Here is a 22,503-nt window from a genome sequence, read left to right as displayed (position 1 = left end):
GGGCCCGGTGCGGGCCGCGGGGCCGGGAGCGGCGGGTAACGCGAACGCGCCGCGTGGCGGCGGGGAACGCGAACGCGCGGGGGGCGGGGCCGGGGTACCGGCCTCGCCACCCCGCGCGCCGGCGGCTCCCGGACCGGATCGTGGGGACGCCGGTCACGGCAGTGGCGTTACGTGTGCTGCGTGCTGCGTGCTGCGTGCTGCGTGCCTGCTCGTTCAGTGCGCGGCAGCGCGGGCCATCGCTCCGGTCCGGCGCGGCTGCATCGGAACGGCAGTGGCAGTGGCCGTGGCCCGGACGGGCTGGGCCGGTGCGCGGTCGCGGCGTGGCTGTGCGGCCACACCGTTCTGGACGTCCATGACGGCGTGTGCCACCAGTCCGCCCATCGGGTCGTGTCGGATCAGGTCCCGCAGTCGGGACCTGGACGAACGCCCCTCGTTGCCGGGGTACAGGTGCTTGCCGAGTCCGACCGCGTGGGCCAGGGCGGCAAGCGCCGCGGTCCGCGGGTCCGGCGGTACGCCGGTGCGGATCGCAGTGTCCAGTCGGGCACGGATCTCCCGGCTGATCGCCGTGTCGGTCGCTTGGTAGCGAGTCGTCGGCAGCACCCCGCACATCTGGCCCGCGACGGCATGGACCATGCCGCAGCGCTCCAAGTGCGCGAGGTAAATCTGACGGAGTCCCAGTCGGGGTCCGCCGATCCAGTGGACCGCCCGAACCGGGCTGCCGCGCCTGCGCAGCAGTTCCAGTGCGGAGTCCAGAGTCGGATCTCCTGTCGGCCGTGGCATCACCACGGCGATACGATCCCCGTCAGGGGCTATCCGTCCTGCCAGAGCCAGCTCCACTAGCTGTGCCCCGGCCAGGCCGAGGTCGAGCGACTGCGGCTGCGCCGTGGTACCCGTGGCCGGGTCCAAAGCGAGCAGCAGAAGCTCCTCCGGAATTGTTCTGCGGCTCCTGCCCATCCATGCCTCCCCGCGTGGATGAGTGACAGGGTGACGCCTCTCACATTCATCTGTCGAGGGCGCCTGCCTGCTTTGTGGGGGAACCATCAGCTATGTCGTTCTCGTCTAGCACGGGGGCGATGCGCCCTAGACGGGACACTGTTAGACATTCGGACAGCCGGACATGATGGCGATCGAGGAGGAACTGGTGGCGGGCGAGTCCCCCGACAAGTCGGTTGATGAAGGAGCGCCGGGGGCGGCGGAGTCCTCCGAGGAGCGCGATCCGAGGTTGTCGGTGTTCCGCCCGCGGGACCCCGAGGACAGGTCCGCGGCGGGCGATCCGCTGAGGGAAGCGGTGGCGGCGTGGGTCGCCACGGCGGAGCCCGCGTCCTCCGGTGACGAGCCGGGCGAACCGGATGGGGCCGCGCCGGGTGCGCGCACGGAGATCTTCGGGGCCCTGCCCGACGACGCGGCGCGCGCGGCGGCGGATTCCGGTGCGGGTTCCGGTGCGGGTTCGCGTTCGGCTGCCGCGGGTGCCGCTACGGCTGCCGCGGATGCCCCTGCGGGTGCCTCCACGGGTGCTGCCGCCGACGGGAAGGCGGACCCGGGGTCCGACGCCCCGTCCGCGGCCCCCGCGGAGCCCGCCCGCGCGGAGACGTCCCCCGAGGCCGAGGCCCCGGCGGAGACGGCTCCTGTGGACGCTCCGTCGGACCGCCCGGGCTCCGGGGGGTCGGCTTCGGGCTCGACTCCGGCCTCGGCGTCCGGTTCGGGTTCGCGTCCGGCTCCGGTCTCGGGCTCGCGTTCGGATACGGGAACGGCTCCGGCTTCGGGCTCGTCTCCGGCCTCCGGCTCGGGCTCGGCGGCCGAGGCGGCCGCCGGCTCCGCCGGTGCTGCGGCCGCAGATCGTAGTGCCGACTCCGACTCCGACTCCGACTCCGGTTCCGGTTCCGGGCGCGCGAGCGCCGGTTCCACGGACCGCGACGCGTCTTCGGACCGGCCGGCCGCGGCCGGCTCCACCGACAGTGACCGTACGGCCGCTTTCCGTATGCCGACGCCCCCGTCGGCCGGTTCCCGGCCCGTGGCCGGCGGCCCCGGAGTGGGTTCCGCTTCCGGGCGTGCGGGTGAAGGGGCCGCCCCTGAGGGCGGCGCCGCCGCGCGTACGGGTGAGGGCCCCAAGGGCTCTGACAAGCCTGTTCCGGCCCGGCCGGAGGCTCCTGCCGAGCCGGTCGAGAGCGAGCGTACGGCCGTGTTCCGTGCGGTGAAGCCTCCGGTCGCCGGTTCCGCTTCCGGCCGGGAGGGTGGCGGTTCCGCCGCCCCGTCGGACGCCGCGAAGGGCCCCGCCCCGCGTACGGGCCAGGGGGCGTCCGAGGCCTCCGCCAAGGACGCGCCGGCGACTCCGGCCGAGCCGGTCGACAGCGAGCGTACGGCCGTGTTCCGTGCGGTGAAGCCTCCGGTCGCCGGTTCCGCTTCCGGCCGCGAGGGTGGCGGTTCCGCCGCCCCGTCGGACGCCGCGAAGGGCCCCGCCCCGCGTACCGGCGCCGGGGCGCCCGGCCGGCCGGCCGGTGACGAGCCCGCCGACAGTGAGCGGACCGCCGTCTTCCGTGCCGTGAAGCCCGCCGCTCCGGCCGCCGCGCCCGGAGCGGACGAGCCCGCCGACAGCGAGCGCACCGCCGTGTTCCGGGCCGTGAAGCCCGGCGCCACGCGGCCGGTGCCGCCCCACGCCGTCGGCGGGGAGCGGGCGAGCACCTTCGTACCGCTGCGGACCGATGACGCCGGCCGCGACGCGCAGTCGCCCAAGACGGCTCCGCCTGCCGGGCCCGGGGTGCGCCCCGAGGCTCCGAAGCCGCCCCCGCCGCCGGGGGCGGCCGCTCCGGCGGCGCAGGCACGGGCACAGGCTCCGGGCGGGCCGGCGACGCAGTCGCCCGAGCGGACCACGCAGCAGCCGCTGCCGCCCAAGCCGCCGCTCGACATGCTGGCGGACCTCACCAACAACCCGCCCCCGCCGCCGAGCGCGGCCCGGACCGCCGTGCGCCGGGTCAAGATCTACGCCCCGATCCTCGTGCTCCTGGCGGTCGTCCTCGCCGTCGTGCAGCTCGTGCGCCCCCTGCCCGAGCCGAAGCTCCAGGTGACCGCGAAGACCTCGTACACCTTCGACGGCGGGGCCCCGTCCCTGCCGTGGCCGAAGGAGGGCCAGGCCTACGTGGCGGCGGCCGGCCTCGGTCCCGTCGGCAGCTTCGGCGAGCAGAAGCCCGTCGCGATCGGCAGTGTCGCGAAGGCCATGACGGCGTACGTCATCCTCAAGGACTTCCCCATGAAGAAGGGGGAGAAGGGCCAGATGATCCCCGTCGACAAGACGGCGGTCGACGACGGCAAGAAGGAGACCGAGGGCGAGTCCACGGTCAACACGCTGAAGGAGGGCGACAAGCTCTCGCAGTACGACGCCCTCGCCGCGATCATGATCCCGTCCGCCAACAACGTCGCGCGGCTGCTCGCGCGCTGGGACGGCGGGCAGGAGGCGTTCGTCAAGAAGATGAACGACACCGCCAAGTCGCTCGGCATGGCCAACACCACGTACACGGACCCTTCGGGTCTGGACGCGACGACGGTCAGCACCGCCGAGGACCAGGTCAAGCTCGGTCTCAAGATCGTCGAGATGCCGGAGCTGGTCGCGATCACCAAGCTGCCGAACTGGACCGACCCCTCCGGCAAGCAGTGGCGGAACTACAACGACCTGGTTCCGTTCAACGGCTCGCTCGGCATCAAGACCGGCTCCACCACCAAGGCCGGCGGCAATCTGCTCTTCGCCGCCGAGAAGAAGGTCGGCAAGACCAACCAGCTGCTCGTCGGCGCGGTCCTCGGCCAGCACGGCGTGCCGATCCTCGGTACCGCGATCGCGGCCAGCAAGGACGTCATGCTGGCCACGCAGAAGGCGCTGACGGCCGCCAACATCGTCAAGAAGGGCGAGGTCGTCGGCTACGTCGACGACGGGCTCGGCGGCCGCGTCCCGGTCGTGGCCACCGCCGACGTGGAGGCGGTCGGCTGGCCGACGCTCACCGTCGACGTCAAGCTGGGTGACGGCGCCGCGAAGATTCCGATGACCGCGAAGGCGGGCTCGGAGATCGGTGTCCTGACCGTCGGGTCGGGAGCCAGCCAGGTGAAGGTGCCGGTGGCGCTGCAGAGCGACCTCACGGCGCCGGGCATCGGCAAGAAGCTGACGCGCGTCGGCTGACGCGTCGGCCCGGCCGTGCGCCGGCCGGCGCCGGCCGGGCGCGGAGCGAGCGATCCGGCGCCCCGGGGCAACCCCGGGGCGCCGGATCGCGTCTAGGACCAGAACGGGCCGGAGCGGATCGCGCACCGGATCGAACATCGGACGAGACATCGGACGAGACATCGGACCGGACCTCGGACCGGACCTCGGACCGGGACCCCGGGTCGGGACCGGGTCGGGATCCCGGGTCGGGGACCCCGGGCCGGACATCGCACGGATGCCCGGCCGGACCATCGGATCGGAACGCCGGAGACTCATGGTGTCGTGTTGGGGAGTACGTCGGCGTGACCACCGCTGAGCGGCAGACGCAGGGCCAGGGCCAGGGCCAGGGCCAGGAGCGGGACCGGGGCCGGGACCGGGAGCCCGGGCCGCAGGCCGGTCCGGAGCAGGGCCCGGAGCCCGCGGCTTCCGGCGGCCCCCTGCGCCGCGCCTTCGGGCCGGCTCTCCGGTGGGCGCGCCGGCATCCCGTGGCCGTGGCCACCGGGCTGGCCGCGCTGCTGCACCTGGTCTGGTTCTTCGCCGTCGCCAACAGCGGCGGTGACCTCGCCGCACAGGACGCCTGGGCCGAGTTCGTGGGCCGCCATCCCGACTCGGCGTACAACCTCGCCTGGTACGGCGGCATGCACCCGGTCTCGTACAGCGTGGTCTCCCCGTACGTGATGCACGTGCTCGGTGTCCGGACCACGATGATGATCGCCGGTACGGTCTCGGCCGGGCTGCTCGCGATGATCCTGACCCGCTGCCGCGGTGCCGTGCGCGAACCGCTGTGGCCCGCGCTGGCCGGGGTGTACGGGCTGCTGTGCAACGCCCTGTCGGGCCGGGTGACCTTCGGGCTCGGCGTGATGTTCGCGCTCGGGGCCGTCGCGGCCGTCTTCTGCTGGCCCCGGAAATGGGCCGAGCGGCGCTGGGCGAAAGCCGCCGCCGCGGCTCCGCTCGCGGCGGTCGCCACCGCCTCCAGCCCGGTCGCCGGGCTGTTCCTCGGCCTGATCGCGGCCGCGCTGTTCCTGAACGGGCGGCGCCCGGGTGCGTACGCGCTGGGCCTGGCCCCGGCGGCGGTCGTCGGGCTGTCCGCGTGGCTGTTCCCCTTCTCCGGGACGCAGCCGATGAAGCTGCTCTCGGCGGCGCTGCCGTTCGGATGCGCGCTGGCCGCGCTGTTCCTCGTACCGAAGGGCTGGAAGACGGTCCGGACCGCGTCCGCGATCTACGCCCTCGGGGTCGCCCTGACCTGGGCGATCGACTCCCAGGTCGGGTCGAACGTGACCCGGCTGGCGATGCTCTTCGGCGGGGCGGTGCTGCTCGCGGCCCTCCCGTACGAGTCCTCGCGCCACGTCCGCACCGGGTCCCGCGGGCGCCGCACCCGCCGCTGGTACGGGCTGGTCCTCGCCCTCGTCGGCGTGACCGCCTGGATCACCGTCAACAGCGTCACCGACATCGTCCGCACCACCCCGCTGGCCTCCTGGAGCCGGGAGCTCGCCCCGCTGGTGGACCAGCTCCAGAAGGCGCACGCGGACCGCGGCCGGGTCGAGGTGGTCCCGGCCAGCAGCCATCGGGAGTCCTCCGCGTTCCCCGCGTACGTGAACCTCGCACGGGGCTGGAACCGGCAGGCCGACCTCGAGCGGAACCCGCTCTTCTACGACGACACCCTGACGGACGACAGCTACCGCGAGTGGCTGGACCGCTGGGCCGTGCACTACGTGGTGCTGCCCGCCGACAATCCCGACGAGGGCGGGCGGGACGAGGCCAAGCTGGTGCGCGAGGGACTCCCGTACCTCCAGCAGGTGTGGGGCGACGCGAACTGGCAGCTCTTCAAGGTGATCGACCCGACGGACCTGGTCGCGGGCCCCGCGACGGTGGTGCGGGCCAGCGCCGACCAGCTGGTCATCAACGTGGAGCAGGCCGGGCGGGTGCTGGTGCGGATCCCGCATTCGCCGTGGCTGGGGCTGGTGGACGCCGAGGGCCGGCCGGTGGCCCCGCCGCAGGCGACGGCGGAGTCGAAGGAGGGGGCGAAGGCGACCCCGTCCGCGCCGAAACAGCCGGCGGCGCCGAAGCAGGCCGTCCCCAAGACGTTCGTGAACGAGGCGGGATGCCTCTTCAAGGCGGCTCCGGACGCCACCGGCGACGTGTGGACGGAGCTGCTGGCTCCCGCGCCGGGCGAGTACCGGGTGGCGGCGAAGTACCAGCTGCCGCGGGGGACGCCGTGTCCGGAGGAACTGGTCGTCGAGGTGCTGGAGAAGGAGACGGGACGCCCCGAGCGCCGGCTCCCGCCGCGCCCCTGACCTACGGGTGACCCACCCGGCCCGGGTCGGACCGAATCCCACTCCGAGCCGCTCCGACGCCGAATCCAACCGAGATCCATACATTCTTTACGTCCGGTCCGGGTGCGTTGGTCCGCATATCTGCATACGATCCCAGTAGTCCGATTGGGTGCCCCGAGTCTTGAGGGAGTGACGACGGGATGAGCAAAGAGCAGAAGCAGGACTTCCAGGCGGCCGTAGCCAAGGTCGCGGAGGCGACCCGCCTGCCACGTGCCGCGCAGGCGCACGGCTTCGACGGTCCGGTCCGCAGCAAGGTCAAGGGCGGGGCGCACACGAAGGCGGAACTCAAGCGGGCGGGGACCCCGCAGGGTGACCGCATCGGCGAGCGCAGCAGAGGACTCAGCTGAGGTCCGGGTCGATACCCGACCCCGGCCATCGTCGTCACGGAAGCCCTTCCGGCCCGACCGGAAGGGCTTCCGTGCGCCCGCACCCGAAACAGCGGTCCCGCACACCGTGGCGTATCCCTCGGCCGCCGAGCCACGCCCGTCCGGACAAGCACAAAGGCCCCCAGCCAAGATCGGCTGGGGGCCTAAGTCCATGTGCCCTCGGCAGGATTCGAACCTGCGACACCCGCTTTAGGAGAAAACGTAAAGCGATCATGAGCCTGCGTGAGGCTGAATGAGCCTCAGTGAGGCTAGACCCAGAGGGCGCTGACCTGGATGAGTGAGCCTCAGTGAGGCTCGATGAGGCTCGGTGAGGGGGTGTTGTGGATTCGATGTGGACTCTGCACCTCACACCGCCCTCAACAATCGAACATCGGCCGGCGACTCCGGCGCCATCAGGGCGAGGACCTGGGCCGCCACGTCCTCCGGCGCGTGCTGGTAGATCCACGTCACCTTCGACCCGCGGTCGTGTCCCAGGATTGCCTGGGCGTCCTTCTCCGGGACGCCCAGGTCCTTGAGCCACGTCGCGAAGACGTGCCGCAGATCGTGCACCCGAGGCCACCACTCGTCCCGGCCCGTGTCCGGACTCTTCACCTGCCGAGCCAGGCCGGCGGCCTGAATCGCGGGGATCCACGTCCGCCGGAAGTTGTGGCGGGTCAACACGCCGCCCTGAGGGCCGCGGAACACCAGCTCGTCACTCCGTAGGTCGCGCCCGTCACCGACCACCTTCGAAACGGTCTTCTTGGGCTTCCACCGGGCCACCATCGTCTCGACCGCCGCCACGGCCGCCGGCGTCAGCGGCACCGTCCGGAACCCTGCGGCGCTCTTCGGCGCCATCTTCCGGAACAGGGTGCCCTTGTCCTCGCTGAGCACCTCCTTCACCTTGAGGTGGTTAGCGTCAAGATCCACGTTCCCCCAGCGCAGCCCGGTCGCCTCGCCCCAGCGCAGACCCGTCTGCTCGAGGAACACCAACAGGGGCTGGTAGTACATGGGCGTGTGTTCGCGGATCAGCGCGCACTGCGCGCGGGTGGGCGGCCGGAGCTCGTCCGGGCTCTTCTTCGGGGGCGCCTCGAGGTCGATCTCGGCGGCCGGGTTGAAGGGGATGCGCTTCCCGTCCTTGACGGCGGCGCGGAGCATCGCGCTGAGGAGCTCGAGCACCTTCTTCTGCGTGTGGTAGCCCTTCACGTCCTGGGTGAGCCAGGCCTGGAGCTCCATGAACTCGAGGTCGCAGAGCCGCCAGTCACCCCACTGGGGCTTCAGGTGCGCGGTCCAGTTCGACACCTTGCGGTTCGTGGTCGTGACCGCCCGCTTCGGCTGCGCCGGCCACCACTTGTCCCACCACGCAGAGAGGGTGATCTCGCCGCGCTTGGGGTCGTGGTAGGTACGCCGGCGGACGCGGGTACGGACGTCGTCGAGGAAGTCGTCGGCCTCGCCCTTCTTCTCGAAGTTCTTCGACTTCTGCTTCCCGGTGGGGTCCCGGTACCGGGCCTGCCAGGCGCCGAGGCAGTCGCGGCGCTTCTTGCGCTCGCCGTGCTGCTCGGGCGGGAACGCCTCCATGCACAGAGCACAGCCGCACGACTTGCTGCGCACCTGACGCGGGTTGTTGGTGGCTCTACGCGCCATGCCGGCCCCCCAGGGTCATGCTGAACTGCTGGGCTGCCGGACGGGTTGCGAACTGCTTCGACCGCTGCACTCCGTCGGCCCGGTAGCGGACACGCCAGCGGCCGGCACAGGGGGCCTGCGGCGGCCGGTAGCCGTATCGGTGCACGGGGAAATCGACTACGCAGTCACAGCAACCGCACAAGCGACTCGGCATCTGCTGAGGTTCAGGCGCCATGGTGGCTCACCTGCTCGCTCCTTCGCTGCTCGGGGATACAGGGCAGCAACCGGATGGCGGCCCCGCAGTGGCAGCGTGCACCAGCGACGGCCTGTGGCACGGCGAGTTTGTCAAGAACGGCCCGCACTGCTACCTCGATGACCTCCTGCGGCAGCGACGCGGGCAGCGTTATGACCTGAGTGCGCGAGTCGTATGTCCGGTAGGAGCAGGCAGGGCTGCTGGAGTAGGTGATGCGGATGCACATGCTGAGTCCCCCGTGGGCAGGATGACGGGATGTCAGCCGCGGGGGAGGACGTGGCCGTGTGACCGACCGTACCCGCTGATAGATGAATATGCGACAACTCTGCGTGCGAAAAGTACGAGGGCGATCACTGAGAGTGAGGCAACCCGTTTGTGTTAGACCTGTGGAGATCTCGGAGGGTTGTACGCCGCATCACTGCGAGTTTGACGCGATCCACGCCTTCATCTGGATCTTCGTCAACTTCTGCTGCTCCGCAGTGAGTTCACTGAACAGCTCGCGCAGCTCGGCCTCGTCGGTATCCGACAGGTCGCCGGGAATCTGGCGGCTGGCCGCGGCGAAGATCTCCTCGCGGGAGAACTTCGGGAACGCCAGGTGGAGCTTCTCCAGTAGGCCGGCGCGCGGACCCTTCACGCCGCCACGTGTCCTGTTCATCCAGGAATTGACCGTCGCCGGGGCAGCGCCGATCGCTCGCGCGATCTCGGACTGATTGACGCCGTAGACGTCCATTAGTCGCTTGATCAACTGCGCGAGATCCTCGCCTGCACCCGGTCGCCCCTCGTGCTCCACAACGCAAGGGTGCCTGTCGATCTTCTACTTTCGCAAGTGAAAGTAGCAGGATGGCGCAATTCATCGCAGCACGTGACCTCCTTGTCACGCACTGGCGTCTGGCATATGCGGCCAACTAGAACGCCCTTGCGATACCCGTTCGGGGTGCCGCAAAACCTCACTGAAACTCACCGAGACTCATTGACACGTTGACACTGACACAGTAGAAATGTGTCAACGACGGAGGGAATCGCCCCGAACGTCCACTACGGCACCCGAGGCACCCATGACACACCTGCTCCGCAAGGCCGCCGGCCAGCCAATCCGAGACGCAATGAAGCGCCGCGGGCTGTCCAGCGGGAGGCTCGCGGAGGCCACCAGGACAGTCGACAAGACCGGCCGCGGCATCAGTGGCGCCACCGTCCGCAAGATCGCGGGAAGAGGGAAGACGGCGGTCAGCGAATGCCGACTCCGCACCGCGTGGCTCATCGCTACGGCACTCGATGAACCCCTCCAAGGGCTCTTCCTCATGCCGTCAGTTTCAACTGACACAGTAGAAAGGTAAAGGCCCCATGGCGACTCTCGCCGCCCGCGCCGAGACCCTCCGGCCCGCCGGGCTTACCCCGCTGCTGACCACCGAGCAGCTCATGGCCCTCTACGGCGTCTCCAACTGGACCCTCAACGAGTGGGTCAAGCGCGGCTGCCCCGTCGAGCCCACCCCCTTCCGGGGCCGGCGGTTCGACCTGCAGCACGTACAGACCTGGATCGCTCACGAGGCCCGCATGGCCGAGACCGACCGAGAGTCGGCTCCGCCGGCGCCCAAGGCGACCTCGACGCGCAGTCAGCGCGCCACGGCTGCCTGACCCACCAAAAAAGCGGGGCCGCACAGACCGGGCCTGGTCCGTGAAGCCCCTCCGGCAGACCTCACCAACCACAGAGAGGTAGACCGTGACCCACAGTACCCAGCTGGCGCCCGTGACGGCGCTCCAGCAGCTCATCCAGGAAAACCCCGACCTGCCCCGCGCCACGTGGACCATCGACCCGCATGAGGGCGTGCTCCACGGCCACCTGCACGGCGTGGGAATGCTGGAGCTGTCCGCCTACATGGCCGTGCTCGGCGGTGCGGTGCGGTGCGCCAGGGACTTCGAGCACGGCGGCCGGACGGTGCGCCCGCACTACCTGACCTCGACGTGGCGTGACGTGTCCGTCTCCGTGGTCGTCCTCCTCCCGGCACCGGTCGAATCGGCGGTGGCCGCATGAACACCCGCAGCATCGGCGGCGCCGCGAAGGTGATTTGCTCCCGGCTGGGCAGGCCGAACGCCGTGGGCGCGACGATCGCGGTGGCGCTGGACGCGTCCGGCTGGCTGCACACCACCGAGACGGCGGCCGAACTTGTGCGGCTGCGGCTGCTCCAGGACGCCCAGCCGGCCAGCCTCACCCCGGAGCAGCTCCAGGCCCTCGACGAGGCCGGCAGCCGTGCGGCGAACGACGCCGCGCACGAGGCGCAGTGCGCGTGCTCCACGTGGCCCGCGGCCTGCTCGTCTGGCTACTACGCCACGCAGTGGGACTGCGACATCACAGCCGCCCTGCCCGCGGTGATCGGTCGGTGGGAGGCGATGCGCGCTCGGGTCGAACTGGCCGAGCTGGCCCGGCTGCGCGACCGGGTGGCCGAGCTCGAGGCCAAGGCCGCGGGCGGTACCGCGTGATGGCTTTACTCGCTCTCGCTGTCCTCTCGCTGGCCCTGCACCTGGGGCGGTACGCCGTGGACCGGTGCATGGAGCGCCGTACCCCGCCGTGCCTGGCCCCGGTGTCCCTGCCCGACCTGATGTGGCCGACCAAGGCTGGGCACGGCAGGCACCGCCGGGCCGGAGCGGCCCCGGACGCATGGGCCGCCTGTCACAGCCTCGCCTGCGCTCACCTGACCATGCCCCACACCCGTACCCCGGCCGGCCTCGTCTGCGACGGGTGCGGCCACACCATCCCCACCGGCAGCACCAACGAGGAAGCGGAGGCGGACCAATGATCACGTGGTTCCGTACAAACCGGCGGCTGAGAGCGGAAGTCACCTACCTGCAGGGCCGGGTGAAGGCGGCCAGCGAGGCCAGGCCGACGCTCGTGGTCCGGCCCGGCCCGGCACCGGCCGCAGCGCCCAACTCCGAGGACGAGGCCGACGCCGCCGAGCTCCTCCGGGGGCAGATCACCGCGCTGCAGAAGCTGAAGACGACCGCCGGTGCCATGCAGCTGGTCCGCGAGGCCCGCGTCTGGCGGGACCGGGCGGGCGCCCACGAGAAGCAACTGCTGGCCCTGCAGGCCGCCGCCGAGGCCACGGACAAGGAGCTGCAGCGCATCACGGGCGAGCTCACCGCCGCCAACGCGCGGATCGCCAAGCTCGCGTGGCAGGCCGAGCTCAAGGTGGGTCCATCTTGAGCGGGTTCGGCCTCCTGGTGTTCTTCGGCGTCCTGGCGACCGGGCTCCTGTTCTGGCTCCTCGCGCTCGGCCTGGTCCTCGTCGGCCTGGTCCGCGGAGCGGTCTGCCTCTGGCGCTCCATCCAGGCCCGGGCGGTCGTCGCCCGCCTCGGGTGACCAGGCCCGCCTCCCCCTGCGGTTCCTTGTACCAGCCTCACGGCTCGCAGCCCGCCCGCCTCTACCCGTGCGGGTGGCGCTGCGACCGGCACAGCCCCAACGCCCTGGCCGGGCGGCCGGAGACACCGCCCGGGCCCGGCTGGCCCGCAGGGTCCTACCTCACCCGATCCGCCGACTCCCCCGCCACCACACCACCAGAGGACTCATGCCCGCTCCCACCCCCCTCGACGTAGCCACCCACACGCTCCGGCTCGGAGGAGCTCTCGGCTCCTCGTTCCGCGGCCGCTTCCAGCAGGGCATCCGGATCAGCCCGATGAACCCCCACACCAGGCTGGTGGCCCTGACGTTGGCCTCGCTCGCCTCCGACAGCGGCGAGATCGACAAGGCCATGCAGCCCGGGCTCCACGGCCTCGCCGCGTCCACCGGTCTGACCGCCGGCCAGGTCGCCATACAGCTGCGGATCCTCGAGTCCCGGCGCTGGCTGGAGTCCCTCCAAGGGATCCCGTACGAGACCGCCGAGTTCCGGCTGCGCCTCCCCCAGTTCGGGAGGGCACGCCCACGCGAGTGACCCACCGACGCCCTACCCGTACGACCGCCTGACACAGAGAGGCTCCCGTGCCCGACGAGCAGCAGCCGGACTACGCCAGCGGAGGCGTACCGCACGCCTACCGCAACGTGATCTTTTGGAGGTGGACCCGCACGATGCCTCGCCCCCTGAAGGGTCCATTCCTCACTCTGCTGTACGCCCTCGGCGCGGCCGCCAGTACTCACGGGCTGCTGCAGTTCCGCGACGGCACGGTCATTCGGATTCAGGACATCGCCGCCGGGGTCGGCTCGGACGAGAAGGACACCCGCCGCTACCTGAACGCGGCGATCGCGGCCGGCGTGGTCGCAGTCGAGGGCGAGCGGGGACGCGGTAAGCGGGCGGTGTACCGGATCGTCGTGTGCCTGACCCCGGACTGGACGGCGGCCCTGGCGTCCCTCGCCGACTCGAAGCCGAAGCCGAAGAAGTCCCCGGCCCCGGCCCCCTGGCAGGACGCAGAGAAGTTCGGGGGACCAACCCCCGTAGTTACGGGCCGGAGTTCGGGGGACCGACCCCCGAACTCCGCCGGACAAAGTTCGGGGGACCATCCCCCGACCGAGTTCGGGGGACCATCCCCCGAATGGTTCGGGGGACCGACCCCCGAACAACCCAGGGGTACCCAGGTACTACCCCAGGAAATGGCTGATGTCGGTGGGGATGTGTCCCTGGGGGTCGCTCCCGAAGAACTCTGCGAGCCGCCCGACGACGTCGAGTTCGGCAGCAGCGAGCAGCCCGAGGACGACCCGTTCGACGCCGACGCGCCCGGGAGCTGGCCGCAGCCCAGCCTGACCCTCACCAGCCAGGGGCGCCGCGATGCCCGAGCCGCCGAGGTCAAGGCGAAAAGCGCCAGCAGCAGGGGTCAGATGCCGCTCCTGCTGTCGGTCCGTGACCCGGAGCACGTGGCAACGGCGGCCGCCGTGCGCGAGGCAGCCGCACAGGATCCCGACCTCGTACGGCGGGCCATCCGAGAACTCGGGGTGACGGACGCCATCCGCCTCTACGGCCACCGCCTCGTGGCCCCGCACCTCACCGACCAGACCGACACCGCCTGACCCACCCGAGAGGCCGACAGATGACCGACAGCACCGACCAGCCCGCGTACCACGCCGCGCTGGAGCTGGCCGACGAGGGCCACCACGTCCACCTCATCGCCGAGAACGACACGCAGTGCGTCAGCGACCACTGCGTCCTCATCCCCGGCGCCTGACTCCCGGAGCGGAGCCCCGATGCACAGTGACCACGACGTCGCCTCCTGCCCCAGCTGCGCCGAGGCCATCCGGTGGACCACCACGGCCACCGGCCGCCGCCAGGCAGTCAACGCCGCCCCCACCCCGCTCGGCAACGTCGCCGTGTACCGCGACGGCGTCGGCACCCTCCGGTCCCGGGGCCTGAGCACCGAGCGCCCCACCCCCGAGACCTACGAGCAGCTGTACATGCCGCACGTCGCCACCTGCTCCGCGCCCCGCCCGGCGCGCAGCGGGCGGGGTGGGCCCCGGGAGCGCTCCGGTGTGAGGCCGACGCGCTGGCAGGGGTGGACCCGATGACGCCGCGGCCCACGGTTGCCGTCGCCGAGGCGGTCGGCGCCGTGATCGCCGCGCAGCTGCAGCGGGACCTCGTGCAGTTGCTCGGGCAGCCCCTGCCCGACTCCGTCGCCTCCCTCCTCGGCCGCAACGCGGTGATGGCGCTGCGCCAGGACGGATGGCACATCGGCCACACCCCGCCCCCGCCCGCCCCGACCGACACCGCAGGGAGCCACGAATGATCATCAACTTGACCGGCGAGACCGTCCGGATCTACGGGCCGGACGCTCCCAACGTCATCGCCGCCGACGCCCTCGACACCGGATGCACGGTCATCGCCGCCGAGGTCCCGCCGGCCTACCTGGGCTTCGAATCCGTGGACCTCGACGAGCCCAAAACCACGCTCCACGGCGGCCGGCCCCTGGAAATCCACCTCGTGCGGTACCTCGTCTGGGACCTGCCCGCCTGTCAGCCGGGCGTGTACCTCGTCGTCGACCCCGCCATCGGTGTCTGCGTCCGTGGGCGTGCCGACCTCCTCGTCCCCCTCGACCAGGTCCACGACTCCACCGGCGTCCCCGTCGGCCACCGCTACCTCGTCAGCCCCTGCTGACCCCCTACCGCCCCGCACAGCACCAAGAAAGGGCCGCCATGAAGATCTCCCCGGCCGTCGTCCTGCAGATGACCAGCGACGGGTACAGCGACCAGCAGATCGCCGACCACCTGCGCACCGACCGCGCGACCGTCACCGGCGTCATCGACCTGCACAAGAGCCTGGCCGCCCGCGGGGCGCTCTCCTCCGGGCAGGCGGTGAAGGAGCGCCCCGGCATCGCCAAGTTGTTGGCCTGGGCGGAGGGCCACGAGGCCAAGTCCGTGCAGCGCAGCGCGGCCCGCGTCCACGCGCTCCTCGATGAGCTCATCGCTCGGCACCAGGCCGAGGACGAGCTGCTGACCGTCACGCTGCAGGTGGTCGAGCTGGAGCAGAAGTTGGAGGCCGCCCGGGCGCGGGCGGCGGCGCTCAAGCTCGGCGGCCGCCCGGCCCGCCCCGCGGTGCAGCGCGCGTACGACCCCGCCGTCGTAAGGGCCTGGGCCCGCCAGGCCGGCGTCGCCTGCGCGCCCGCCGGCGTCGTCCCCAAGACCGTCGTCGACGCCTGGGAGCAGCGCGATCGGCTGTCCCACCCGTGAGCGTCCCGCCGAGCACGTTGCGGATCGTGGCCGCCGCCATCGAGGACTACCGCACCGTGACGCCGCCCGACGAGGCGACGCCGGCCGCGCTTGCGGAGTACATCGCCATGTACCTCCACAGCAGCAGCCTGACCATCCGCCCCGACGCCGCCACCGCCTGAAGGAGGACCCGTGTCCCTCGCCACCGCCAGCCGCTCCCGGCCGCACGCCGACACCGACCGCGCCGACCACTGGGCGGACCGAGCACGCTGCAAGAACCGCCTGGATGAGTTCTGGGCCAGTGAGGAGGCCGCCCGCACGCTGTGCGCGGCGTGCCCGGTCCGGCTGCGCTGCCTCTCCGACGCCCTGCGGGAGGAGGGCCAGCTGTCGGCCGCCTACCGCGAGGGAATTCGCGGCGGCCTGGACCCCCGCCAGCGGGCCACCCTCACCCTCGGCGAGCGGCCGGCGCCCGCCGACACGCCGAGCAGCCGCGCCGAGGCCGAGGAGCTGCTGCGGGCCGCCGAGCTGTGCGACCGGGTGGTGTCCGAGCGCAGCGGCCTGCGGCTGCGCGCGGTCGTCGAGTTTCGCCGCGAGCTGGGTCTGCCGCCGGTCCGCGACACGGACCGCAGGCCGCTCCTGTCTCGGCAGGAGCGGTTCGACCGTCGCACTCTGCCCGGCGACGACGGACACCTGCTGTGGACCGGCCACCGCAGCGTGCAGATGGCCGACGGCCGCGCCGTCAGCAGCGTGACCCTCGCCTTCGAACTCGGCCACGGCCGGCCCCCCGAGGGGGTCGCGCGGGTCATGTGCGGGCAGGACCGGTGCGTGGCCTGGCAGCACCTCGCGGACCGCCCGATGCGCGAGGCCCTCACCGCAGCAGCCAAGCCCCCTGCCACCGCACAGCTCCCCGCGGTCGTCGAGTACCTGTACGGCGTGGAGCCCGCGCACTGGGAGGGCGACCGCGTGTGGGTGGGTGCCCGGGTCGTCCGCTTCCGGATCATCAGGAAGACCCGCGCGCGGGTCTTCTACGCCCGCACCGACCGCGGTGGCGTGTCCAGGGTCGGCAGCGTCAACCGGGTCCGTCTCGAGGCGGACGGCGATGTCTACCGCGGCGCCACCACCGGCTGGTGGGAGCCCGACAAGCGCCTCTACCTCACCGCGCCCGTCCTCGATCCCGGCGCCAGCGTCCGGCCGTCCCCCGCCGCCCTCGCCGACCTCAAGACGGCCATGACCGCCGCCCACCCCGACCACGGCGGGACCGACGAAGCGTTCATGGCCGCGCACGCCGCCTACCAGCAGGCCCGCCGTACCACCACCAGGGCGCAGCGGTGAGCGCCTCCATCACCCTGCGGTGCAACACCGTGTGGCGTGAGAGCGCATGTACCGGAGCGATCACGAGCTACGCCAGCGACTTCGCCGCGGCACGCGCCGCCGCCGGTGCGCAGGGGTGGCGGTCGCACCCCTCTGACGTCGACTACTGCCCGGCCTGCTCCGGGATCAGGAACGCCGGCCCCCGGGCGACGTTCCGGATGCTGCCGCGGCCGCCCCGCCAGTGGAGGCCCAAGCCGTGATGGTCCTCGCTCGCGTGCTCGCCATCTGGGTCGGCGCCAGCTTCCTCGCCGCCGTCTTCCTCGCCTACCTCGGCTACCGACGTAACTGCAACCGGAGCAACCGATGATCGCCCCCGCCCCTGCCCCTACCCGCGCGTGCGTTTGCCGCAGGGCGCTGGTCGCCGACGAGACGCTGTGCCAGCAGTGCAGGGCTGCAACGTACGGCCGACTGCAACGCATGCCCGCCCTGTACCGGCTCCTGGAGCCCGAGCTGCAACCCATGGCGGCCGCACCCTCGTACGGCCGGGTGCGCCTCGTCGAGGCACCGCTGCCGGTGTCCGCCGTCGTACTGACCCTGCGGGGCCCGGGCGGCATCGTGGGCGTCCTGGAGGACTGGTGGGCGGCGATGAAAGCCTCCGCCGCCGGGTCGGCCCCGGTTATCAGCGGCTCGATCGAGGAGCGCGTCGCATCGGCCGCCACCGCCCTGAGGTTCCACCTCGACTACATCGTCACCTGGGCACAGGCCGCCTCCCTCGCCACCGAGATCCGGCAGCTCGACGAGCAGGCCCTGGCGGTCATCTGCCCGCCCGACACCCGGGAACGCGGTGAGCGGCTCGGCCCCTGCCCTGCCGAGACCGGTACGGGCGCTGTGTGTGGGGCGGTTCTGCGCTACTACCGCGGGAGCTCCCCCAAGAGGGTCACCTGCCCGTGGTGCGCGGTGGTCTACCCGCCGGACTCCTGGGCCGACCTCAAGGCCTGGATCGACCACGACGAGCACGCCCAGGAGGACGAGCAACTGCTCGCCGGATAGCCCCACCAATACGGCCCCCTCCCGTGCACGAACACCGGAGGGGGCCCGCCGCCCGCCTTGCAACCACCAAGGAGACAGCCATGCCCGATCCTGCCACGCCCGGCCTGCCGCCCACCGACACCTGCCGCACCCTGCTCCTGCAGATGGCCGCCCACCTCGACCTCGCGCTCCCCAACGGCCTGATGTGGCCCGCCTCGCGAGAGCTCCTCGCCGGGCAGGTCGCCGGCCAGTACTACGGCATCCGAGCCGACCTGGTCGCCGACGCCGAGGCCGAGCTGCTCACCCACGCCCCGGCCGTCACCCCCGGCATGCGGCGCGCCCAGTACGCCGAGGAGCTGCGCGACGCCGCCCGCTCCTGACCACCCGAACCCGGCCGGCCCGCCGCCGCGTACGGCGGGCCGGCCCCGACCACGACAGGAGCACCGACTCCCCATGCCCGTCACCCTCGACGTCGCGCAGCGCCGCACTCTCGTCGCGCAGATGTCGCGCGGCGGCGTCTCGATCCGCGCCATGGCCACCCTGCTCGGCGTCACCAAGGACGTCATCCACCGCGACAGGAAGGCGCTGGCCGAGGCCGCGACGGCGACGCCCGCGACACGAGCGGAGCAGGCCCGCCAGCGTGTCGCGGACATCACCGCGACACTGCACGACCTCCGCGACACCGTAGACGCCCTGGTCAGCGCCCAACCCGCCTACCAGCTGGCCCTGGACGACGCGACAGCCGCCGTATGGCACGCCACCATCCGCGACACCGCCGCCGAACTCACAGCCCTCACCGCGACATTCGGCGACTACTACCCCGCCCTTGTCGCGCTGACCGCGACACCGCCCGCGCCCGCGGGTGACCACGTCGCAGAGGCGCGTGCTCTGTGAGGTCACGGTCCACGCCGCGCGGACCGTGCCCGGGCGACACTGGGATCATGGAGTACCGCTCGCTGCCGCCCGGGCAGCTCACCACCACGACAGCCGCCCTCGCGTGCGGAGTGCAGCCGGCCACCATCCGCGACTGGGTCCGCCGCGGCGTCCTGGCCCGGTGCGGCGGCACGCCCAAGAGGCCCATCTACCGCCTCGCCGACGTGATCGCCGCCCGCGACGCACCCAAGCCCAGCCGGCCCGGCCAGAGGGCCAGTGATCATGCCGCTTGACTATCGAACGTGCACGCGCCACGATTTGGGCGTACAGCCATGCCCGCACGCTGGCTGACCAGGACACACGGGAAGGCCCCGGCCACGACGGCCGGGGCCTTCCGCGTTCCCAAGGAGGCACGGTGGCCAGCGCGCTCTACCCCAGCTTCAAGGCCCTGCTGCTCGGCGGCGACATCGACCTCGCCGCCGACGACATCCGCGCCGTCCTCATCGACACCGCGGACTACACGTACAGCGCAGCGCACGACTTCCTGGACGACGTCGCCGCCGGCGCCCGCGTGGCCGTGTCCCCAGCGCTCGCGTCCAAGACGATCACCGCCGGTGTGTTCGACGCTGCCGACACCACCTTCACCGCGGCTACCGGCGACAGCGTCGAGGCGGTCGTCCTCTACAAGCACACCGGAGCCGACGCGACCAGCAGCCTGATCGCCTACATCGACGGCATCAGCGTCATCCCCAACGGCGGGAACATCACCGCCCAGTGGAACGCCTCGGGCATCTTCGCACTGTGAGGTAGCGCCATGGCCGTAGGGCAGCTCACCCACCTCGCCGACACCGTCACCCTCTCCACCAACTCCTCCGCGGCCGTCACGGTCCCCAACGACGGAAGCGTCCTTGCCGGCGACCTGCTGCTCGCCGCGTGCGTCATGCCCTCCGGCAGCCGTACGTTCGCGATCTCCGGCGGCGCCGGCGCCTGGACGAGCCTCGGCACCGCCATGCAGTCCGGGCACATGTCCCAACTGTGGTGGCGCATCGCCGAGGCCGGCGACCTCGGCGCGGCCATCACCGTCACCCCAAGCACCGGGTCCATCCGCCAGGTGCTGCTCCTGGGCCGCGTACGCGGCGCCCTGGCCTCCAACCCGGTCACCAGCGCCACGAACACCAGCGCCCCGGCCCTCACCAAGACGACCCCGTCTCTGGGGTCAGTCGGGGCGTCCAGCCGCGAGGTCGGCATCGTCTGGGACTCCCGGGGCGCCTCCACGCCCCAGACCTCGAACTGGACCGCCCCCGCAGGCCACACACGCCGCGGGCAGGCGTTCACGACGTCCGCGTCCGGCGCCTGCTCCGGAGCATGGGGCGACTCCGACACCACCGTCTCCGGGAACGTCGGCAGCCGCGTATGGACCGCAGACTTCTCCGCCATCGGCTCCGCATGGACCCTGGCCATCGCCCCCGCCGAACAGACCACCGACCTCGCCCGCCTCGAGCCCACCACGACGATCCCCGCGCCCACCCTGCTCCCCGGCCCGGTCACCCTCGCCCCAGCCTCCCTGGGCTCCACAACGGCCCTGCACGCGCCGGAACTCGCCCCCGGCCCCGTGGCCGTCGCACCGCAGCTCCTCGGGCCGACCACCGCCCTGCACGCCCCCGTACTCGCCCCCGACACCGTGACCGTGAGCCCGGGCCTCCTCGACTCCACCGCGACCGTGTACGCGCCCCACGTCGCAGGCTTCGACCCGGACATCACCGTGAGCGCCAGCGCCCCCTACGCCGCGTGGGCGGTCGCCGCACCGAGCAACCGATGGGACGTGAGCACACCGTGGTGATCCCCGGGAGTAGCACCGAGTATCTGAACGTCACCGTCGTGTCCCTTCCCGCGGGCTTTGACCTCACTGGCACGCCGCCGCAGTTCCAGTTCCTCCCCGACACCAACCGGTCGAACCCGACGCTCGGCGAGTGGCTCGACGGCGAGTGGGACGGCGCGACCACCGCGCGGATCCTCATCGGGTCCATGGCCCCCGCGCTCCTCTCGCGCGGCGACTGGCACGTGTGGGTGCGCATCGACCCGCCCAACGACGAGCTCGTCGTACGCCGCGCCGGCACGCTCACCATCACGTAGGTCACGAATAGGCGATACCGGCCAGTCGCCGCACCACAGCAGCGGATGATGCCCCCTTCGGCACGCAATGTCAGGGGAGCCATGCGCATCAAAATCGCCTCCATACTCGTCGCCCTCGCGGCCTCAGCTACCGCATGTAGCGGGGGCGGTAGCAAGGCTGGGCCCGCGCCCACCGTCACGATGACGGTGACGGCCACCGCCACCGCCACCATGAGCGACCAGCAAGTCCTCGACGCGGCCCAGAAGGTGATCGCCTCCATGGGCACCGACGTCTCAGCAGGCGTGGAGCCCGCGGTGACGCTGCCGGCGCCGGTGGGCCCGCTGACAACAGTCGGGCCCGGCACGTACCTGGTGGGCGAGGACATGAAGGCGGGGACGTACAAGACCGCCGGTCCATCCAGCTCCTCGATACCCAACTGCTACTGGTCCCGGAACACGAACGACTCCGGCGAGTTCAACGCGATCATCGCCAACGGGACACCCGACGGCCAGAGCCGCGTGACTGTGAAGAAGGGCGAGGTCTTCACGACAAGCGGGTGCACGGCCTGGGAGGCAACAAACTGACTGGAGGTAGCGATGGTGGCAGGTAACCCGCGCAACGGGCGCCCCTACAGGGCTCTGTGCGCCCGACAGCGGGCCCTGCGCCTGCCCTGCTGGCTCTGCGGCCACGACATCCGCTACGACATCACCGGCCCCGAGGCCGGCAAACACCCCGACGCCTTCACCCTCGACCACCTGCAACCCATCAGCCGCGGCGGCAACCTCCTCGACCAGGCCAACGCCCGCAGCGCACACCGCCGCTGCAACTCGGCACGCGGCAACCGGAACAGCGTCCGCGTCCAAGGCTCTTCGAGGAGGTGGTGATCATGAGCGACCCCTACAAGTGGCCGTTCCAGAACGACTCGGCCACGGTGCTGCGCCACTACCACCGCGCGGTGCGACGCGGCCGAGCGCCCCGCGTCCTGCGCTGGAACCCTCTGGATGACCGAGGCCCGGGTCGCTGGCTGCGCCACCTGGTCTACGAGCCGCGCGACTTCGCCTTCGCTGCGCCCCGGCGCATGGCCTGCCGATTGCTCGGCCGCCACAACATCACGTGCCACCGCCTCACCAGCTGCAGGCGACACGGCTACAGGGCAGTGCCTGCCGCCGTCACGCGCGTCACGCTGCAGCCGGGTGAATACCTCCTCCCGCGGGCCGTCGTGGCCCGCCTCGCCGCCCCCCTCCCGCCGCAAACCCACGGCTGCGGCTACGGCTGCTCCAGCGACACGTGCTGTACGTGCGGGGAGGACCCGTGCTGTACGTCGTGACCGGGCCGCCGGCCGCGGGCAAGAGCAGCTGGATTCGCGCCCACGCCAAGGCCAGCGACGTCGTGATCGACCTCGACCTCATGGCGCTCGCGATGGCCGGCCCGGGAGCCGACCATCATCAACACGACCCCACCCTTCTGCGAATCGTGCACCGTGCCCGGCAGGCAGCCATCCACGAGGCGGAACGACACCTGGCCGGTACCGACGTCTACCTGATCCACACCATGCCCCAGGCCAAGGCCCTCGTCAGGTACAAGCGACTGGGCGCACGCATCGTCACCGTCGACCCCGGCGAGGAGATAGTCCGCCGGCGGGTGCGGGACATGCGGCAGCCGGAGATGGAGCGCGTGGTCACTGCCTGGTACCGACAGCGGCACCGTGGCACCCCACGCACCGTCACCCCGCAGGCCTCCCGAGCGTGGTGAACGCGCGAAGCGAACTCTGATCAAGGCCGAGCCGACTACAGGAGGTGATGGAATGC

32 protein-coding genes and 1 tRNA gene are annotated in these 22,503 nt (G+C 71.9%); 29 read left to right on the top strand and 4 right to left on the bottom strand.

The features are described from left to right. Positions 1-213 precede the first annotated feature (213 nt). Positions 214-954 carry a GPP34 family phosphoprotein gene (locus ACFWBY_RS01290; RefSeq protein ID WP_385343449.1) on the bottom strand — a complete coding sequence of 247 codons (741 nt, stop codon included), beginning with the start codon at positions 952-954 and terminating at the stop codon, positions 214-216. Positions 955-2,179: 1,225 nt separating this feature from the next. Here ACFWBY_RS01290 and ACFWBY_RS01285 point away from each other — a divergent pair. The 3 genes from ACFWBY_RS01285 (at position 2,180) to ACFWBY_RS01275 (ending at position 6,863) form a co-directional block, all read left to right on the top strand. Continuing rightward, entirely contained in the window at positions 2,180-4,162 is a 1,983-nt protein-coding gene (locus ACFWBY_RS01285; RefSeq protein ID WP_385343446.1) for a serine hydrolase, read from the top strand. A gap of 323 nt (positions 4,163-4,485) precedes the next feature. Continuing rightward, entirely contained in the window at positions 4,486-6,477 is a 1,992-nt protein-coding gene (locus tag ACFWBY_RS01280; protein WP_385340985.1) for an MFS transporter, read from the top strand. A 179-nt stretch (positions 6,478-6,656) separates the two neighbouring features. After that, the gene (locus tag ACFWBY_RS01275) at positions 6,657-6,863 is read left to right on the top strand and encodes a hypothetical protein (RefSeq protein WP_385340987.1); all 207 of its coding nucleotides are present in this window, start codon (positions 6,657-6,659) and stop codon (positions 6,861-6,863) included. Positions 6,864-7,056: 193 nt separating this feature from the next. On the opposite strand, the gene ACFWBY_RS01270 is transcribed toward ACFWBY_RS01275, so the two are convergent. From ACFWBY_RS01270 to ACFWBY_RS01260, 3 genes are all read right to left on the bottom strand, one after another. Then, positions 7,057-7,165 (bottom strand) — tRNA-OTHER (locus ACFWBY_RS01270). 82 nt (positions 7,166-7,247) lie between these two features. Continuing rightward, the gene (locus tag ACFWBY_RS01265; protein WP_385340989.1) at positions 7,248-8,522 is read right to left on the bottom strand and encodes a tyrosine-type recombinase/integrase; all 1,275 of its coding nucleotides are present in this window, start codon (positions 8,520-8,522) and stop codon (positions 7,248-7,250) included. A 647-nt stretch (positions 8,523-9,169) separates the two neighbouring features. Further along, complete coding sequence (locus ACFWBY_RS01260) at positions 9,170-9,544, bottom strand: helix-turn-helix domain-containing protein (RefSeq protein ID WP_385340990.1); 375 nt, start codon at positions 9,542-9,544, stop codon at positions 9,170-9,172. Positions 9,545-10,095: 551 nt separating this feature from the next. On the opposite strand from ACFWBY_RS01260, the gene ACFWBY_RS01255 reads away from it, so the two are divergent. The 26 genes from ACFWBY_RS01255 (at position 10,096) to ACFWBY_RS01130 (ending at position 22,447) form a co-directional block, all read left to right on the top strand. Beyond that, the gene (locus ACFWBY_RS01255; RefSeq protein ID WP_385340992.1) at positions 10,096-10,386 is read left to right on the top strand and encodes a hypothetical protein; all 291 of its coding nucleotides are present in this window, start codon (positions 10,096-10,098) and stop codon (positions 10,384-10,386) included. 85 nt (positions 10,387-10,471) lie between these two features. Beyond that, positions 10,472-10,783 (top strand): hypothetical protein, encoded by a 312-nt coding sequence (locus tag ACFWBY_RS01250; RefSeq protein WP_385340993.1) that lies wholly within the window; start codon positions 10,472-10,474, stop codon positions 10,781-10,783. Then, on the top strand, positions 10,780-11,229 hold the full coding sequence (locus ACFWBY_RS01245) for a hypothetical protein (protein WP_385340995.1): 450 nt from the start codon (positions 10,780-10,782) through the stop codon (positions 11,227-11,229). The genes ACFWBY_RS01250 and ACFWBY_RS01245 overlap by 4 nt, the downstream gene beginning before the upstream one ends. After that, complete coding sequence (locus tag ACFWBY_RS01240; protein WP_385340997.1) at positions 11,229-11,546, top strand: hypothetical protein; 318 nt, start codon at positions 11,229-11,231, stop codon at positions 11,544-11,546. The genes ACFWBY_RS01245 and ACFWBY_RS01240 overlap by 1 nt, the downstream gene beginning before the upstream one ends. Next, positions 11,543-11,950 (top strand): hypothetical protein, encoded by a 408-nt coding sequence (locus ACFWBY_RS01235; protein ID WP_385340999.1) that lies wholly within the window; start codon positions 11,543-11,545, stop codon positions 11,948-11,950. Before ACFWBY_RS01240 ends, ACFWBY_RS01235 begins: the two co-directional genes overlap by 4 nt. Continuing rightward, complete coding sequence (locus ACFWBY_RS01230) at positions 11,947-12,105, top strand: hypothetical protein (protein WP_385341000.1); 159 nt, start codon at positions 11,947-11,949, stop codon at positions 12,103-12,105. The genes ACFWBY_RS01235 and ACFWBY_RS01230 overlap by 4 nt, the downstream gene beginning before the upstream one ends. 205 nt (positions 12,106-12,310) lie before the next feature. Next, positions 12,311-12,673, top strand: a complete 363-nt coding sequence (locus tag ACFWBY_RS01225) for a hypothetical protein (RefSeq protein ID WP_385341002.1) — start codon at positions 12,311-12,313, stop codon at positions 12,671-12,673. Between the two features lie 47 nt (positions 12,674-12,720). Continuing rightward, positions 12,721-13,740 (top strand): hypothetical protein, encoded by a 1,020-nt coding sequence (locus ACFWBY_RS01220; RefSeq protein WP_385341004.1) that lies wholly within the window; start codon positions 12,721-12,723, stop codon positions 13,738-13,740. Between the two features lie 20 nt (positions 13,741-13,760). Next, entirely contained in the window at positions 13,761-13,895 is a 135-nt protein-coding gene (locus tag ACFWBY_RS01215; protein WP_385341006.1) for a hypothetical protein, read from the top strand. 19 nt (positions 13,896-13,914) lie between these two features. Next, positions 13,915-14,232: a hypothetical protein gene (locus ACFWBY_RS01210; protein ID WP_385341008.1), complete on the top strand. Its 318-nt coding sequence runs from the start codon at positions 13,915-13,917 to the stop codon at positions 14,230-14,232. Further along, on the top strand, positions 14,229-14,450 hold the full coding sequence (locus ACFWBY_RS01205) for a hypothetical protein (protein WP_385341009.1): 222 nt from the start codon (positions 14,229-14,231) through the stop codon (positions 14,448-14,450). Before ACFWBY_RS01210 ends, ACFWBY_RS01205 begins: the two co-directional genes overlap by 4 nt. Then, complete coding sequence (locus tag ACFWBY_RS01200; protein WP_385341011.1) at positions 14,447-14,818, top strand: hypothetical protein; 372 nt, start codon at positions 14,447-14,449, stop codon at positions 14,816-14,818. The genes ACFWBY_RS01205 and ACFWBY_RS01200 overlap by 4 nt, the downstream gene beginning before the upstream one ends. Before the next feature lie 38 nt (positions 14,819-14,856). After that, on the top strand, positions 14,857-15,390 hold the full coding sequence (locus ACFWBY_RS01195) for a hypothetical protein (RefSeq protein ID WP_385341013.1): 534 nt from the start codon (positions 14,857-14,859) through the stop codon (positions 15,388-15,390). Beyond that, a complete protein-coding gene (locus ACFWBY_RS01190; protein WP_385341015.1) occupies positions 15,387-15,551 on the top strand; it encodes a hypothetical protein in 165 nt (54 codons plus the stop codon). The genes ACFWBY_RS01195 and ACFWBY_RS01190 overlap by 4 nt, the downstream gene beginning before the upstream one ends. Before the next feature lie 10 nt (positions 15,552-15,561). Continuing rightward, complete coding sequence (locus ACFWBY_RS01185) at positions 15,562-16,701, top strand: WhiB family transcriptional regulator (protein WP_385341017.1); 1,140 nt, start codon at positions 15,562-15,564, stop codon at positions 16,699-16,701. A 456-nt stretch (positions 16,702-17,157) separates the two neighbouring features. Then, positions 17,158-17,730, top strand: coding sequence for a hypothetical protein (locus tag ACFWBY_RS01180; protein WP_385341018.1), 573 nt, complete (start codon positions 17,158-17,160; stop codon positions 17,728-17,730). 80 nt (positions 17,731-17,810) lie between these two features. Then, entirely contained in the window at positions 17,811-18,089 is a 279-nt protein-coding gene (locus ACFWBY_RS01175; protein WP_385341020.1) for a hypothetical protein, read from the top strand. 73 nt (positions 18,090-18,162) lie between these two features. Further along, positions 18,163-18,603 carry a hypothetical protein gene (locus ACFWBY_RS01170; protein WP_385341022.1) on the top strand — a complete coding sequence of 147 codons (441 nt, stop codon included), beginning with the start codon at positions 18,163-18,165 and terminating at the stop codon, positions 18,601-18,603. A 47-nt stretch (positions 18,604-18,650) separates the two neighbouring features. After that, positions 18,651-18,875 (top strand): MerR family transcriptional regulator, encoded by a 225-nt coding sequence (locus ACFWBY_RS01165; RefSeq protein ID WP_385341024.1) that lies wholly within the window; start codon positions 18,651-18,653, stop codon positions 18,873-18,875. A 122-nt stretch (positions 18,876-18,997) separates the two neighbouring features. Next, a complete protein-coding gene (locus ACFWBY_RS01160) occupies positions 18,998-19,387 on the top strand; it encodes a hypothetical protein (protein WP_385341026.1) in 390 nt (129 codons plus the stop codon). Between the two features lie 9 nt (positions 19,388-19,396). Further along, positions 19,397-20,422, top strand: coding sequence for a hypothetical protein (locus ACFWBY_RS01155; RefSeq protein ID WP_385341027.1), 1,026 nt, complete (start codon positions 19,397-19,399; stop codon positions 20,420-20,422). Further along, the gene (locus ACFWBY_RS01150; RefSeq protein ID WP_385341029.1) at positions 20,398-20,715 is read left to right on the top strand and encodes a hypothetical protein; all 318 of its coding nucleotides are present in this window, start codon (positions 20,398-20,400) and stop codon (positions 20,713-20,715) included. Before ACFWBY_RS01155 ends, ACFWBY_RS01150 begins: the two co-directional genes overlap by 25 nt. A 186-nt stretch (positions 20,716-20,901) precedes the next feature. Then, positions 20,902-21,279, top strand: a complete 378-nt coding sequence (locus tag ACFWBY_RS01145; RefSeq protein WP_385409612.1) for a hypothetical protein — start codon at positions 20,902-20,904, stop codon at positions 21,277-21,279. 12 nt (positions 21,280-21,291) lie between these two features. Continuing rightward, entirely contained in the window at positions 21,292-21,579 is a 288-nt protein-coding gene (locus ACFWBY_RS01140) for an HNH endonuclease (protein WP_385341032.1), read from the top strand. Between the two features lie 2 nt (positions 21,580-21,581). Then, complete coding sequence (locus tag ACFWBY_RS01135) at positions 21,582-22,022, top strand: hypothetical protein (protein ID WP_385341034.1); 441 nt, start codon at positions 21,582-21,584, stop codon at positions 22,020-22,022. Continuing rightward, on the top strand, positions 22,007-22,447 hold the full coding sequence (locus ACFWBY_RS01130; protein ID WP_385341036.1) for an AAA family ATPase: 441 nt from the start codon (positions 22,007-22,009) through the stop codon (positions 22,445-22,447). The genes ACFWBY_RS01135 and ACFWBY_RS01130 overlap by 16 nt, the downstream gene beginning before the upstream one ends. Positions 22,448-22,503 lie beyond the last annotated feature (56 nt).

Origin of the sequence: Streptomyces sp. NPDC060049 (genome assembly GCF_042736715.1) — a bacterium.
In the GTDB taxonomy this organism is placed as follows: domain Bacteria; phylum Actinomycetota; class Actinomycetes; order Streptomycetales; family Streptomycetaceae; genus Streptomyces.
This window is presented reverse-complemented; position numbering and strand designations above follow the sequence as displayed.

Bases quoted from the DNA above. Each gene is read 5' to 3' on its own strand.
- ACFWBY_RS01290 (WP_385343449.1), bottom strand. From the start codon at position 954: ATGGGCAGGAGCCGCAGAACAATTCCGGAGGAGCTTCTGCTGCTCGCT.
- ACFWBY_RS01265 (WP_385340989.1), bottom strand. From the start codon at position 8,522: ATGGCGCGTAGAGCCACCAACAACCCGCGTCAGGTGCGCAGCAAGTCG.
- ACFWBY_RS01255 (WP_385340992.1), top strand. From the start codon at position 10,096: ATGGCGACTCTCGCCGCCCGCGCCGAGACCCTCCGGCCCGCCGGGCTT.
- ACFWBY_RS01140 (WP_385341032.1), top strand. From the start codon at position 21,292: ATGGTGGCAGGTAACCCGCGCAACGGGCGCCCCTACAGGGCTCTGTGC.
- ACFWBY_RS01240 (WP_385340997.1), top strand. From the start codon at position 11,229: ATGGCTTTACTCGCTCTCGCTGTCCTCTCGCTGGCCCTGCACCTGGGG.
- ACFWBY_RS01195 (WP_385341013.1), top strand. From the start codon at position 14,857: ATGAAGATCTCCCCGGCCGTCGTCCTGCAGATGACCAGCGACGGGTAC.
- ACFWBY_RS01155 (WP_385341027.1), top strand. From the start codon at position 19,397: ATGGCCGTAGGGCAGCTCACCCACCTCGCCGACACCGTCACCCTCTCC.
- ACFWBY_RS01225 (WP_385341002.1), top strand. From the start codon at position 12,311: ATGCCCGCTCCCACCCCCCTCGACGTAGCCACCCACACGCTCCGGCTC.
- ACFWBY_RS01235 (WP_385340999.1), top strand. From the start codon at position 11,543: ATGATCACGTGGTTCCGTACAAACCGGCGGCTGAGAGCGGAAGTCACC.
- ACFWBY_RS01175 (WP_385341020.1), top strand. From the start codon at position 17,811: ATGCCCGATCCTGCCACGCCCGGCCTGCCGCCCACCGACACCTGCCGC.
- ACFWBY_RS01210 (WP_385341008.1), top strand. From the start codon at position 13,915: ATGCACAGTGACCACGACGTCGCCTCCTGCCCCAGCTGCGCCGAGGCC.
- ACFWBY_RS01205 (WP_385341009.1), top strand. From the start codon at position 14,229: ATGACGCCGCGGCCCACGGTTGCCGTCGCCGAGGCGGTCGGCGCCGTG.
- ACFWBY_RS01200 (WP_385341011.1), top strand. From the start codon at position 14,447: ATGATCATCAACTTGACCGGCGAGACCGTCCGGATCTACGGGCCGGAC.
- ACFWBY_RS01135 (WP_385341034.1), top strand. From the start codon at position 21,582: ATGAGCGACCCCTACAAGTGGCCGTTCCAGAACGACTCGGCCACGGTG.
- ACFWBY_RS01165 (WP_385341024.1), top strand. From the start codon at position 18,651: ATGGAGTACCGCTCGCTGCCGCCCGGGCAGCTCACCACCACGACAGCC.
- ACFWBY_RS01275 (WP_385340987.1), top strand. From the start codon at position 6,657: ATGAGCAAAGAGCAGAAGCAGGACTTCCAGGCGGCCGTAGCCAAGGTC.
- ACFWBY_RS01245 (WP_385340995.1), top strand. From the start codon at position 10,780: ATGAACACCCGCAGCATCGGCGGCGCCGCGAAGGTGATTTGCTCCCGG.
- ACFWBY_RS01180 (WP_385341018.1), top strand. From the start codon at position 17,158: ATGCCCGCCCTGTACCGGCTCCTGGAGCCCGAGCTGCAACCCATGGCG.
- ACFWBY_RS01150 (WP_385341029.1), top strand. From the start codon at position 20,398: ATGGGACGTGAGCACACCGTGGTGATCCCCGGGAGTAGCACCGAGTAT.
- ACFWBY_RS01170 (WP_385341022.1), top strand. From the start codon at position 18,163: ATGCCCGTCACCCTCGACGTCGCGCAGCGCCGCACTCTCGTCGCGCAG.
- ACFWBY_RS01215 (WP_385341006.1), top strand. From the start codon at position 13,761: ATGACCGACAGCACCGACCAGCCCGCGTACCACGCCGCGCTGGAGCTG.